The organism is Pantoea sp. B_9 (genome assembly GCF_008632015.1).
Classification (GTDB): Bacteria; Pseudomonadota; Gammaproteobacteria; order Enterobacterales; family Enterobacteriaceae; genus Pantoea; species Pantoea dispersa.
The window spans coordinates 263477-275995 of sequence record NZ_VWVL01000003.1 but is presented as its reverse complement, the minus strand read 5'-3'; the positions used below and the strand labels follow the sequence as shown (position 1 = coordinate 275995).

General features: G+C 59.5%; 12 protein-coding genes. 7 read left to right on the top strand and 5 right to left on the bottom strand.

The features are described 5' to 3' along the window. Window positions 1–32: 32 nt before the first annotated feature. The gene (locus tag F3I21_RS11520) at window positions 33–1103 is read right to left on the bottom strand and encodes an iron-containing alcohol dehydrogenase family protein (protein ID WP_058770256.1); all 1071 of its coding nucleotides are present in this window, start codon (window positions 1101–1103) and stop codon (window positions 33–35) included. Between the two features lie 252 nt (window positions 1104–1355). Here F3I21_RS11520 and F3I21_RS11515 point away from each other — a divergent pair, with 252 nt between their 5' ends. From F3I21_RS11515 to F3I21_RS11485, 7 genes are all read left to right on the top strand, one after another. Next, window positions 1356–1901: a GNAT family N-acetyltransferase gene (locus F3I21_RS11515; protein ID WP_021509027.1), complete on the top strand. Its 546-nt coding sequence runs from the start codon at window positions 1356–1358 to the stop codon at window positions 1899–1901. Next, window positions 1898–3049 carry an amidohydrolase gene (locus F3I21_RS11510; protein WP_058775941.1) on the top strand — a complete coding sequence of 384 codons (1152 nt, stop codon included), beginning with the start codon at window positions 1898–1900 and terminating at the stop codon, window positions 3047–3049. The genes F3I21_RS11515 and F3I21_RS11510 overlap by 4 nt, the downstream gene beginning before the upstream one ends. After that, entirely contained in the window at window positions 3046–4362 is a 1317-nt protein-coding gene (locus tag F3I21_RS11505; protein ID WP_127834948.1) for an MmgE/PrpD family protein, read from the top strand. The genes F3I21_RS11510 and F3I21_RS11505 overlap by 4 nt, the downstream gene beginning before the upstream one ends. A 40-nt stretch (window positions 4363–4402) precedes the next feature. After that, entirely contained in the window at window positions 4403–5098 is a 696-nt protein-coding gene (locus tag F3I21_RS11500; RefSeq protein ID WP_059012491.1) for a YafY family protein, read from the top strand. A 57-nt stretch (window positions 5099–5155) separates the two neighbouring features. Continuing rightward, on the top strand, window positions 5156–5539 hold the full coding sequence (locus tag F3I21_RS11495; RefSeq protein ID WP_058759086.1) for a VOC family protein: 384 nt from the start codon (window positions 5156–5158) through the stop codon (window positions 5537–5539). 500 nt (window positions 5540–6039) lie between these two features. Then, window positions 6040–7194: an MFS transporter gene (locus tag F3I21_RS11490; protein ID WP_150058945.1), complete on the top strand. Its 1155-nt coding sequence runs from the start codon at window positions 6040–6042 to the stop codon at window positions 7192–7194. A 34-nt stretch (window positions 7195–7228) separates the two neighbouring features. Next, window positions 7229–8023, top strand: a complete 795-nt coding sequence (locus F3I21_RS11485) for a hypothetical protein (protein WP_058770261.1) — start codon at window positions 7229–7231, stop codon at window positions 8021–8023. Between the two features lie 125 nt (window positions 8024–8148). Here F3I21_RS11485 and F3I21_RS11480 read toward each other — a convergent pair whose 3' ends face one another. From F3I21_RS11480 to leuE, 4 genes are all read right to left on the bottom strand, one after another. After that, window positions 8149–8856, bottom strand: coding sequence for a cysteine hydrolase family protein (locus F3I21_RS11480; protein WP_104187459.1), 708 nt, complete (start codon window positions 8854–8856; stop codon window positions 8149–8151). Beyond that, window positions 8849–10159, bottom strand: a complete 1311-nt coding sequence (locus F3I21_RS11475) for a cytosine permease (RefSeq protein WP_021509019.1) — start codon at window positions 10157–10159, stop codon at window positions 8849–8851. The genes F3I21_RS11480 and F3I21_RS11475 overlap by 8 nt, the downstream gene beginning before the upstream one ends. Then, window positions 10152–11600, bottom strand: coding sequence for an amidase (locus F3I21_RS11470; RefSeq protein ID WP_104187461.1), 1449 nt, complete (start codon window positions 11598–11600; stop codon window positions 10152–10154). The genes F3I21_RS11475 and F3I21_RS11470 overlap by 8 nt, the downstream gene beginning before the upstream one ends. Before the next feature lie 253 nt (window positions 11601–11853). Further along, window positions 11854–12492, bottom strand: coding sequence for a leucine efflux protein LeuE (gene leuE, locus F3I21_RS11465; protein WP_058770263.1), 639 nt, complete (start codon window positions 12490–12492; stop codon window positions 11854–11856). Window positions 12493–12519: the final 27 nt, after the last annotated feature.

Genomic DNA, 12519 nt, shown 5'->3' with positions numbered 1-12519 from the left:
TTTTTCCTGGTCAATAAAAGGGTCAATAACAATTAAAAGGCGTTCTCGGTCGCCAGCAGCGCCTGCTCTAAGGCATCCGCGCTGATGCGGAACGGCAGACGTTCGGCGCTGGCCGCCGGGAATTTGATCTGTTCAGCAATGCTTCTGATGGCTGCGCGACGATCGCCGTGCAGCGGCGCTAAGGTCAGCGGCATATCATACTGCCGCAGCAGCGCCAGCAGCGCGGCGTCCGGCTCACCGTCGTGCTCAATCAGCGACTGCACCAGCAGGCTGTAACCGACTTTTTCACCGTGCAGCCAGTGGTGCAGCTCCGGCTGATGGGTCAGACGGTTATGAATGGCATGGGCAAAGCCTGGCGTTGGCAGCACGTCACGCACGCTGTTGGCCAGGCCGGCCAGCACAATACTGGCATCAATCACCTTCACCAGTTCCGGCGTTACCTGCTGTTGCTGGTTGGCCAGCACGGCGGCGGCACCGTGCTGGCGATAGACATCCAGCGCGCGCTGCGCGGTCATCACTTTAAGATCGAGGGCGAGATCGTGGGGGTTGTGCCGCAGATAAGGATAGAACTCGTAGTATTTAGCCAGCGCGTCGACAATGCCCGCTTTGAGGTAACGCACATCACTTTGCGCAATCACTTCGCTGTCTACCAGCACCAGTTCAGGCATTTTGCCCAGCGGCTGGCTGCGCACGTGGCCGCCCTGCGCGTCATAAATAATCGCCACCGGCGACCAGGCGGCACAGGTCGCCGCGACGGTGGCGAAATTGACGACGGTGATTTCCGGTAACTGGCTGCCGACCGCTTTAGCCGCATCCAGTACGCGCCCGCCGCCAATTGCCAGCAGCAGTTCAGCCTGCTGCTGTTGCAGATTGCTTTTCAGCGTATCAATGGCCGCGTCGGTGCATTCGCCGTGTAAATACTCGATTTCCCAGCGAATACCACAGGTTTCCAGACTTTGCGTTAATTGCGGATTAACCGCCTGCCAGGCGCGCGGAGAGGTGAAAATACGGATATGCGTAGCATAAGGTTTAATGAATTCGCCGGTGCGCGCACGCAGTCCCGGTTCGTGTGCGTAGGCACGCGGAGATTTAATCGCTAACACGTTGTCACCCTGATTAGGAAAAACGCCATAACAAAATTGTTATATTTCAGAGGATTAATGCGAAATAGTTATAGCGCTATGTATTTTATGCATACTACGGTAAATGGAGATTTGTGCAATGAAAAAGCCGCCATTTCATTTTCACAAATTTGCATTAGCTTATCCGGATTTCACATATAGCCCGTCAGCGCTTTACTGCTACTCTGAGCCTTCTTTCTTTATCGCCCGCCGGGCGGTTTTCCGGGGATAGCTATGACACTTGAGTTTCGTCAGGTCACAGAAGACGAAGTGGACACTTATCAGGCGCTGATGCATGCCGCCTATGCACCCACGCTGGCGCTGGGGATCAAATTTGATGCGGCCACCGCTGACCGCGAAAAAACGCTGCGGCATCTGCAAAGCCACGGCGTGTATGCGCTGTATGCCCAGGGCGTGATGGTCTCCTCGGTCACCGTGCGTTATCCGTGGGGCCCGCTGCCGGGTCCGTTCGGCCTGCCGCATATCGGCTGGTTTGGTGCTCACCCGGACTATGCGGGGCAGCAGTTTGGCCGCCAGGTTCAGGATCGCCTGGAGCAGGAAATTTTACGCGGCCAGTTACGCGCACCGGCAGTTTCGCTCGGTACCGCCATCAGCCATCCTTGGCTGATTGATATGTATCGCAAGCGCGGATTTGTGCTCATGCACACCACCGATCTCGGCAAAGGCCACATCACGCAATATATGAAAAAAGTGCTGGATGAAACCGCGCACGATGCCTGGCTGACGCGCCAGGCGGCATCACAAGGAAGCCAGGCATGAGCCAACTGAATGAAACAGCGCTGGGCGAGCAGCTGATCGCCTTTCGCCACGAACTGCATCGTTTTCCGGAACTCTCTAATCAGGAGTTTGAAACTACCGCCCGCCTGCGCCAGCAGCTGGAACAGCACCAGATTCGCATCGTTGATTTGCCACTGAAAACCGGTCTGGTGGCAGAGGTCGGCCCAGCACAGGGACCGCTGATTGTGCTGCGTTCGGATATTGATGCGCTGCCGATTGAAGAGCAGTCGGACGTCGCTTTTCGTTCGGAGCGTCCCGGCGTGATGCATGCCTGCGGCCACGATTTTCACGCTTCCGCTGCACTCGGCGCGGCGATTCTGCTTAAGCAGCAGGAGGCAACGCTGCCCGGCCGCGTGCGGATTCTGTTCCAGGCCGCCGAAGAGACCGGCCAGGGCGCGCCGGATGTCATCGCCACCGGCGCGCTGCAGGAGGCGGTGGCGATTTTCGGCATTCATAACGATCCGTCGCTGCCGCCTGGCGTGGTGGGTAGCAAAGCCGGTGCGCTGACCGCGGCGGTGGATCGCTTCGATATCCGCATCACCGGCACCGGCAGCCATGCTGCCAAACCGCATCAGGGCAACGATCCGATCGTTATCGCGGCGCAGATTGTCTCCGCGGCGCAAACGCTAATTAGCCGTAACGCCCCCTCCGCTGACAACGCGGTGGTGTCGATCACCCAGCTGCACAGCGGCAGCACCTGGAACGTTATTCCGGACAGCGCCTGGCTGGAAGGCACGGTGCGCACCTTCTCTCAGTCCACGCGTGAGCGACTGGAGCAGCGCTTCCGCGAAATCGTGCTCGGCCTTGGTGCGGCTTTTGCCGCAGAGGTTGAGTTTAACTGGCACGCCGGTCCGCCTGCGGTGGTGAATGATGCGCACTGGGCGGATTTTGCTCTGCAGCAGGCCACCGCCAGCGGACTTGAGGCGCGCGTGGTTGAAGCCAGCCCGATCGGCGAAGATTTTGCTTTTTATCAGCAACAGCTGCCCGGTGCCTTTGTGATGATCGGCACTGGTGAACCTTATGCGCTGCACCATCCGGCTTTTCGCATCAATGATGCGGTGTTACTGCCCACCTCACGCTACCTCGCGCAGCTCGCCGTGGCGGCGCTGCGCAGTCTGGAGCAGGCATGAACCTGAGCCTCGCGCTGGCTGAGCGCATCCTGCAAAGCCAGCCGGATGCGGCGGCACGTGATGCCGCGCGCACTGGCGTGCAGGATTTTCTCGCTGTGAGCTGGCCGGTGTTACAGCAGCAGGTGCCGGACAGCGGCTTACCGGCGCTGCGACAGGTTTATGGCGACGGCAGCGTACGCTCACAGGCGTTACTGCTGGGCTATGCCGGGCATGCGCTGGATTACGATGATTTCCATGCCGATTTTCGCGGCCATCCCAGCGTGGCGATTCTGCCCGCGCTGTTTGCCTGGCAGCAGCAGCAGCCCGCCACTGCCGAAGCGTTCCTTGATGCCTATGTCATCGGCGTGGAAGTGGCTGGCCGGCTGGGACTGGCCGCCAGCCAGCAGCACTATGCGCTGGGTTATCACAACACGGCCACGCTGGGCACGCTGGCGGCGGCGGCCGCGCTGGCACGTCTGCTGCAGCTTAATGCAACCGACTGCGCCACGCTGATCGGCATCGCGGCGACCCAGGCCAGCGGACTGCGCGCTCAGTTTGGTTCAGCGGTGAAGCCGCTGCACGCCGGACTGGCGGCAGAGCGTGCGGTGATGGCGGCGCAGCTGACGCTGGCGAAATTCGATGGCCGGCATGAAGGCGTGCTCGACGCGTTTCTCGCCGCCAGCAGTAACGGCGAGGCGCAGCCGCAACGGCTGGTGGAAAACTGGGGCGCGCCGTGGCGCATCAGTACCCCCGGTCTGGAGTTCAAACCCTTCCCCACCTGCGCCGGAACTCACAGCGCTGCCGAAGCGGCACGTCTGCTGCGGCGCGCCTGGCTGGCGGAAGGCCACTCGCTGGACTCGCTGCTGGAAAATATTGATGACATCACGGTCGCCTTCCCGCCGGGTGGTGACATCGCGGCGGCAGTTCGCGTGCCGGCTAACGGCATCGAAGCACGCTTTAGCCTGGAGTACGTGATCGCCGCCATGCTGATGTACGACGATTTACGGCTGGAAGATTTTGCCGAAGGTGCACTCAATCCGGCGGTGATGCCGCTGGCGGCCAAAGTGCGTCGCACGCCGGATGCGTCCGCGCCGCCCGATGCGCTCAACCCGGCGCGGCGTTTTCATCTCGTCACGCTGACGCTGAAAGAGGGGCGTCAGCTGCAGCAGCGCCGCACGCGGCAGCAGTCGCTGGCGGATGGCGTAGATGTGGCGGCCAAACTGCGTCAGGCGCTGCGCCATGAAGTGCCGGCGCGCCAGCAGCAGTTACTGACTATCAGCGAGCTGCAAAGCACGGCGGATTTGGCTACATTAAGCCAACTGTTGCGCGCCTGAATCCTGCCGGCGCGCGTTCTTCGCTTAAGGCTGGCGTATCATGTCTAAAACTCAGCGGCTTCCCGAACTGCTGCAATTGCTGCGCTGTCATCGCTATCCGCTGACCGCGCAGCGTATCGCCGAACAGCTGCACATCAGCGTGCGCACCGTCTATCGTGACATTCTTAGTTTGCAGCAGCAGGGCGTGGAGATTGAGGGCAGCGCGGGCGTTGGTTATTTACTCAAATCCGACGGCCATTTGCCGCCGCTGATGTTTTCCCGGCAGGAGATTGATGCGCTGGTGCTCGGGCTCAACTGGGTCACCCGACACACCGACGATGAGCTTAAGTCCGCCGCGCGCCATGCGCTTGCCAAAGTCCAGGCTGTGATTCCGTCCCATCTTACGCAGAGTATCGATCACCAGTCGCTGCTGATCGCCTCCCAGGGCGAAGCATTATTCGAAACCCATTTGCCGCAGATTCGCCAGGCAATCCATCAGCGCAGCAAGATCAGCCTGCGCTACAAAGATCTGCAGGATAACCTCTCCACGCGCACCATCTGGCCGGTGGTGATTGGCTACTTTGAACGCGTGCGCCTGCTGTGCGGCTGGTGCGAACTGCGCCAGGAGTTCCGCAACTTCCGCGTCGACCGCATTGAAGCGATCAGCGTCACCAGCGAACTCTATCCCGACACGCGTCATCAGTTGCTGAAACGCTGGCGGGATTATCAGAATCTGCGGTACCCGGTAGACTCCTGACAAAATCTGTCACAGCCTCCCCCTACTATGCAGCGGTAAACACACAAGGAGATCACCATGCTTACCGCTAACATGACCATTATTTATGTGCCCAACGTCGTGAAAAGTGCTGACTTTTATGCCGCGCTGTTCGACATCAAACCCGCAGAACTCAGCCCGACCTTTGCCATGTTTGTGTTTGAGAGCGGCTTTAAACTGGGTATCTGGTCGCAGTATACCGTTGAACCCGCACTCTCTCTGCCCGCCAGTGCAGCGCGTAGCGAAATTGTGTTTAAAACCGCGCGCAAAGACGATGTCGATTTTCTTTATCACGAATGGGGCGTGCTGCGCGAAATCACCATCATTCAATCGCCGGTGCGCATGGACTTTGGCTACACCTTTACCGCGCTGGACCCGGACGGGCACCGCCTGCGTGTCTGCTATTTACAGCTGGATGAGTAAGTGAAGAGACCTGGCGCTGACGATTACAGGTTGTTAACCGCGCTGATAAATCATTAACTATATTTATATTCTTAATTGCCGGTTAATGACATTAACGCTGCTGTTCAGTTAAGCAACGTGCAGGTAATTCATCCTGGTGGATAGCGGTGCGATTTATCGCGCAATAAGTTGCACCGCTACACAGTGCGCGAGAAGCTTGTATTACCTCAGGCTAATTACCATATATTTCAGTTTATTAAAGTAATTCTTGTCATCGTTGACTTTACCCGTCATTACCGCTCCCATCCCACATCGCGCTTTTTTAAAATGCCTTCCGTGTATGCCATAAATAAAATCTACTGAATACAGCCACCTGAACACGCTACGTCATTTCCAGGACAAGTCTTGTTACTGTTAAATATTAATTACGTTTTTATGGGCCTCTGCACAGGCTGCAGTGTACCTGTAGCCCGACCATGGATAAGGCCAGGCGATTAAACGCCGTACTACACCGGGATGTGATGATGAACAGTAATCTGCTTAACCTGCGCCAGCAGCGCGCGACGCGCACGCTATTTTTTATCGCCGGACTGGGCATGGCCGCCTGGGCGCCGCTTATTCCCTTCGCCAAAGCGCAGCTGGCGATCAATGACGGCATGCTGGGGCTGCTGCTGTTCTGTATCGCTGCAGGCTCCATGTCAGTTATGCCCTTTACCGGCGCGCTGATTGCCCGCTTTGGCTGTCGCACACTGCTGCTGCTGTGCGGTGCCGGACTGGCCCTGGATCTGCCGCTGCTGATGCTGCTGTCCTCACCACTGCCGATGGCGGGCGCGCTGTTGCTCTTCGGCGCGATCAACGGACTGATGGATGTCAGCATGAATTATCAGGCGGTGATCGTGGAGCGCGAGGCCGGGGTCAGCAAGATGTCGGGCTTTCACGGCTTTTACAGTCTTGGCAGCATTGCTGGCGCCGGCGCGGTGAGTCTGCTGCTGTGGCTGCAGGTTGCGCCTCTGCTGGCGCTGCTGCCGCTGTGTGTGTTGATTTTATTGCTGCTGCTGATGAGCCATACCGCCCTGTTGCCCCGTCGCCGCACGGATGCAAAACCAACGCGCGGTACGCTGCGCGCCCTGACGCACCGTAACGTGGTGCTGATTGCCCTGCTGTGTTTCCTGCTGTTCCTCACCGAAGGCGCCATGCTCGACTGGTCAGCGGTGTTTGTGAACAGTGAGCGCGCCATGTCGATGCAGCTGGCCGGTTTCAGCTTCACGCTGTACGCCACGGCTGTCGCCACGCTGCGCCTGTTTGGCGATCGGCTGATTAATCACTATGGCAGTCGCCGCGTGCTCACCTGGGGCGGTCTCGTCGCCAGCGGGGGGCTGGCATTAGCGATTTTCTCCGTCTGGCTGTGGAGCGCCCTGCTCGGCTTTGTGCTGGTGGGTATCGGTCTGGCCAATATCGTGCCGATTTTATTCAACGCGGCGGGTAACCAGCGCACTGTCGCCGCGCATTACGCCATACCGGCCGTCACGCTGTGCGGTTACTCCGGGCTACTGCTGGGCCCGGCGCTGATTGGCTTTAGCGCCCAGCTCACGTTCCTGACCACCACGCTCAGCGCCGGCATCGTGATGTTGCTGCTGGTGACTTTCGCGGCGCGTTTCGCTCTGGCAGCGAAATAGCGCCTCTGCCCTGTCATATTCACAAGGAGTTTCTATGACAACCTCAACGCAACCGGTGTTCAGCCTGCACTACGTCGGGCTCAATCTGAAGAAAGGCGTTAATGCCGCGACCTTCGAAGCCTTTCTCAAGGCGCGCGGCACGCAGATTCCTGCTTATCCGGGCTGGCAATGGTCGCTGTTAAAAGGCCTGCGCGGCGAACGCCAGGAACAATACCTGATGCTGTATCAGGCTCCCAGCCAGGCAGACTATGACCGCTATATCACACCGGCTGGCGAACTCACGGCTGAGGCCATCGCCTTCTGGCAACAACGGCCCGAGGCGTGCGCGCTGCTTGAGGAGTGGAAAAACTTTGCCACCTACGGGGAGTTACCGACACTCTTCTCCACCTTCTCGCTGCTGGCAGAAAACCGCCACAGTTCACTGCCGCCCGGCCCGAACTTTCAGCCCGATGCTCAACCTGCGGTGGCACGCGTGGTCGGTTTTCATCATCTGGCGCTCCGCGCGGGCGTGACGGCTGCCGACTTCGATCGCTTTATGATTGAGAACGTCGCGCGCATTGATGACTATCCTGGCTGGAAGTTTCACATGCTGAAGGGCACCGGCGGTAATCGAAGTGAGCAATATGCGGTGATGCTGGTGATCGAGAGCCTCGACTCGCTCAACAGCTTTCATCCGGCGATGGACGTCTCAACCGAAAAATCGCTGACGTTTGTGAAAAACCATCAGGAGAGCGAGCGTATGTATGATGAATGGCGCACCATGGCCTCGTTCTCCGGCGCACCGCAAATGTATACCGACTATCTGACGATTGCCGGCAACGTTGGCTGAAGTTTGCCATGACCGGCGGAGGCCGGTCAGACTGCATCATCACGCCCGCGCAAGGTTGGTGTGCGGTTGTGGCTGGCCCGGCACCTCAACGCCTGGCCAGCCCGCCATTCGCGTCCGTTGCCGGATTAGCTCACCCGCGCCGCTGCCGGGCTGTTCAGCGCGGCCAGCAGCATTGCCGAGTCCGCCACTGCACCAAAAATACCGCCTTGCATATGAATCATGCTGAGCGCCGCTTCATGATGCTTCAACTCCGTCGCCGCGCAGCAGTCGCTCAGCACCAGACATTCAAAACCGCGATCGTTGGCTTCGCGCAGTGTGGTATGCACGCAAACGTCGGTGGTGATGCCGCTGATGATTAAGTTGCGGATACCGCGACTGTGCAGAATCAGCTCAAGGTCGGTGGCGTAAAAAGAGCCTTTGCCGGGTTTATCAATAATCACTTCATCCGGTAGCGGCGCCAGCTCGGGAATGATTTCCCAGCCTGGCTCACCGCGCACCAGAATGCGGCCACAGGGCCCTGGTGCACCAATCTCCGCCTGCATCCGCCGCGATCGCCAGCGCTTGTTGGCCGGCAGATCGCTCAGGTCCGGACGATGGCCTTCACGGGTATGGATGATCGGGAAGCCGGATTCGCGCATGCGCGCTAACACCTGCTGCAGCGGTTTGATGGGGGCGCGTGTCAGGGAGATGTCGTAACCCATAGTGTCAACATAACCGCCCTTGCCGCAGAAGTCGGTTTGCATATCAATCACCAGCAACGCGGTGTTTTGCACCGTGCAGTTGCCGTCAAACGGCCACGGATAGGGGGTTGAATCAACGATATAATCAGGCATTGCTTTTCTCCATTACCGCCGTGCTGCTTTCCGGTTTCCATTTCACGATCAGCGTATAGCTCAGTGCCGCGGTGACCAGCCCGATAACCGCTTCACCAAACTGCGGGAATTCGAGGTGGGCCATCACCGCACACAGGCTGCCGATGGCCCAGGCGGCGAACGCGCTGCCGCGCAGGCGCCGGGTTTGCCGCTGTTCGCTGATTTTTGCCATAAAGATCAGATCAACAATCATCACTGCGCCAAACGGCGGCACCACCATGCCAAGCAGGCTGAGCCATTCGAGGAACCAGGACCACACGCCGGCCAGCGCCAGCACGCCACCGATGGCCCCGAGGATCAGCGTCCACAGGCGCATTTTGCTGCTGAACAGATGGCTGAAACCGACCGCGCCGTTATACAGGCAGTGCGTGCACACCGAACCGAGGTTGATAAACACAAACAGAAAGGCAATGACGGAGAGCAGCATGCCGTGCCCCATCAGCAGCGGCAGGAAGTTACCGCCGTTGCTGAGCGGATCGACCGCCGCGCCGACGGCGACAATCACCACACCAAACAGATAGGAAATCACATTCGCCAGCGGGAACGCGGAAAACGCGGCGATCACCGCTGATTTGCCGTCCTTCGACCAGCGGGTAAAATCCGCTGTCATGGTGCCGGAATCCGCAAAGCCGGCAATCACCATGGTGACCGCCGTGCCCATGCTCATGGCGCCAGCGGCTGCCGGACTGCCCTGCCACTGGGTCAGCGTGGTGAAATCATGATCCTTGCTCACCAGCCACAGCGCCACCAGCCCCAGCACCACAAACAGCGGAGCGGCAATCATTCCCAGCACCGACAGCGCCCGCACCCCGAGAAAGGTGACGCCGGTATACAGCACCATGGCAAACGCGGTGACCGCCAGCGCGTTCCAGCCAAAAGTCTGGTTGATCACCGTCCCGGTCAGGCCGGTCTGGAAGGCGTACCAGCCTATCACCACTGTAGAAAGAAAGCCGGACACCAGGATATAGCCTTTGGTGCCAAAGGTCCGCTTCGCCTGCAGCGCGAAGTTCATACCGGTATGCCCGGCGAACCAGCTAAGTGCGCCGACATAGGCAAACAGCACCAGGTTACCCAGCAAAATCGCCAGCAGTGCCGGCCAGAAGCCAAGATGCCAGGTGATAATGCCGCCGAACAGCGCATTAGTGAGGATCATCGGAAAGCCAAACCACACCGCCGACACCGAACCCGTCGAGTGGCGATGGCTAAGCGGCACCGGCTCATGCTCGAACTCCTGCTCCAGCGCAGGGGAAGATTTGTTACTCATGGAGAACTCCAATAGCAGCAGGATAGTGATGATTCCATGGTTGGATGCGCTCAAAAGCGGCACTGGCCGCCAGCACCAGACCATCGTCCAGATGACGACCCACAATTTGCATACCGATCGGCAGACCACTGGCCGTGAAGCCGGCAGGCACCGAGGCGGCAGGCTGACCGGTAAAATTGAACGGGAAGCAGAACGACAGCCAGTGATCGCTGCGCACCATGCGGCCATCAATGACTTCCGGGCCCTGCATGTGCAGCGCAAACGGCGGCACCGCCAGCGTCGGTGACAGCAGCAGGTCGTAGCGCTGCATAAAGCGCCACAGCTGGTTGCAGAGCTTTTTGCGCGTGGTATTGGCGTCGGTGAAATGCTCCGCGCGCCAGTCGCGCTGCAGCATGGCACTCAGGTGCGGTGACATCGCTGTTCCCAGCTGGTTCTGGATCTGGCGCATGCCGCTCAGATCGCTTTCGAACGCCACCAGCGCAGCAAAGCTGGCGCTTTCGTCAGCGATGCCGGGATCCACCTCTTCCAGCTCTGCGCCCAGCGCCGCAGCGAAACGACGCGCGGCCGCGGTGACCACGGCGCGCACTTCCGCATCGACGGCGATATAGCCAAAGTCGGCGCTGAAAGCGATGCGCAACCCCTGCAGTGGCCGATGCAGGCTGGCCAGCCAGTCAACATCGCTGCATGGGATGGAGTGCCGATCGCGCATGTCCGGACCGGCCATCACTGACATCATCAGCGCGCTGTCGCGCACGCTACGCGTCATCGGACCGATATGTTCAAGCGATTCCCAGCTGGAAACGCCAGGATAGCGCTCATCGCGGCAGCCCGGCCACAGCGGCACCCGCCCCATCGAGGCCTTGAGTCCATAGACACCGCAGTGGGACGCCGGGATACGTACCGATCCCCCGCCATCACTGCCGAGCGCAATCGGACACAGCCGCGCCGCCAGCGCCGCGCCGGAACCCGCGCTCGATCCGCCCGGCGTTTTGCTCACATCCCAGGGATTTCGCGGTGAGGGAAACAGGGGATTATGGCCGACACCGCTGTAGCCAAACTCCGGCGCGGTGGTCTTGCCCAGCAGGATGGCATCCGCCGCCAGCAGGCGCTCAACGGTGATGTCATCCTCTTCGGGAATAAAATCGGCGTAGGCGGCCGATCCTGACGTGGTTCGCACACCTGCGGTACAGATCAAATCTTTTACCGCCAGCGGCACACCCGCCAGTGCGCCCAGCGGCTCGCCGCGCGCACGACGGCAGTCGATCTGCTCTGCCTGTGCCAGCGCCCGCTCCGGCGTCAGGGTACAAAACGCCTGAATCAGCGGCTCCCGCTGTTCCAGGCGATCCAGCGTCGCCTGGGTTAACTCGCGCGCGGAAACCTCGCCGTCGCGCACCCGCGCCGCCAGCTGGGTGGCATCTTCATCCAGCAGTGCATCAAACATGATCGTTCTCCCGGGTTAATTGGCTACCGGGATGAGTGCAGTTTGCGTGCCAGAATAGTGTGGTGTGCGCGGCCGTTATGCGCCGGACCAGATGGGATACGGTCTGGGATACAAGATGGAATACTTATGGATGCGGCAGTCATACGGATGCAGGCAATACGCACAAACTGTGCGCACCGCTGCATCATGGCGTTGCCATTTTAGGGTGCAGCCGGCGGAGGCGGCGTTGCTGCCGTGGCGTGCGTCAGAAGGGTTAGCTTTGCGCGCTGACTAATCGCACGGCGAAGCCAAAAAACAGCATGCCGGTCAGCATGTTCGCCAGCTTGACCAGGCGGGTGCGGCTGCGCAGATAGCGCACCATCACTGCGCCAGCCACCAGCAACAGGGAATAGTAGCTGAAACTTATCACCTGAATCAGCGCACCCAGGGTGGCAAACGCCGGCGCGGTATGGGTTACGCGCGGATCGATAAACTGAATGAAGAACGAAACGTAAAACAGAATCGCCTTGGGATTGGTCACGCCAAGCAGCAGCGCACGCAGGAAATAGTTTTCCTGTTTTACCGCTTCAGCCGGTTGATCGCCGCTGCGTTTGCGCAGCGCGCCGATGATAATCTTCACGCCGAGATACAGCAGGAACATGGCACCAAGATAACGTACCACCATAAAAATATGCGGACTGGTACGGATCAGCGTCGCGACACCCGCCCAGGCGAGGAAAATCAAAATCAAATCGCCCGCCATCACCCCGGCTATCGCCTGACAGGCCGGCTTTGCCCCACGACTCATCCCGGTGCGCAGCACATACAGACTGTTGGGTCCGGGTAATAGAATGATCACCAGCGCGCCCGCCAGGAAAGTCCAGAGATTGATGATGCCTAAATCGTGAAACATTACGGTGCTACCCCATGCCGTTAAGCA

What these genes read in the sequence shown, in the direction of transcription:
- F3I21_RS11500 (WP_059012491.1), top strand. Translation starts at nt 4,403, where the DNA reads ATGTCTAAAACTCAGCGGCTTCCCGAACTGCTGCAATTGCTGCGCTGT.
- F3I21_RS11495 (WP_058759086.1), top strand. Translation starts at nt 5,156, where the DNA reads ATGCTTACCGCTAACATGACCATTATTTATGTGCCCAACGTCGTGAAA.
- F3I21_RS11470 (WP_104187461.1), bottom strand. Translation starts at nt 11,600, where the DNA reads ATGTTTGATGCACTGCTGGATGAAGATGCCACCCAGCTGGCGGCGCGG.
- F3I21_RS11475 (WP_021509019.1), bottom strand. Translation starts at nt 10,159, where the DNA reads ATGAGTAACAAATCTTCCCCTGCGCTGGAGCAGGAGTTCGAGCATGAG.
- F3I21_RS11480 (WP_104187459.1), bottom strand. Translation starts at nt 8,856, where the DNA reads ATGCCTGATTATATCGTTGATTCAACCCCCTATCCGTGGCCGTTTGAC.
- F3I21_RS11485 (WP_058770261.1), top strand. Translation starts at nt 7,229, where the DNA reads ATGACAACCTCAACGCAACCGGTGTTCAGCCTGCACTACGTCGGGCTC.
- F3I21_RS11515 (WP_021509027.1), top strand. Translation starts at nt 1,356, where the DNA reads ATGACACTTGAGTTTCGTCAGGTCACAGAAGACGAAGTGGACACTTAT.
- F3I21_RS11505 (WP_127834948.1), top strand. Translation starts at nt 3,046, where the DNA reads ATGAACCTGAGCCTCGCGCTGGCTGAGCGCATCCTGCAAAGCCAGCCG.
- leuE (WP_058770263.1), bottom strand. Translation starts at nt 12,492, where the DNA reads ATGTTTCACGATTTAGGCATCATCAATCTCTGGACTTTCCTGGCGGGC.
- F3I21_RS11510 (WP_058775941.1), top strand. Translation starts at nt 1,898, where the DNA reads ATGAGCCAACTGAATGAAACAGCGCTGGGCGAGCAGCTGATCGCCTTT.
- F3I21_RS11490 (WP_150058945.1), top strand. Translation starts at nt 6,040, where the DNA reads ATGATGAACAGTAATCTGCTTAACCTGCGCCAGCAGCGCGCGACGCGC.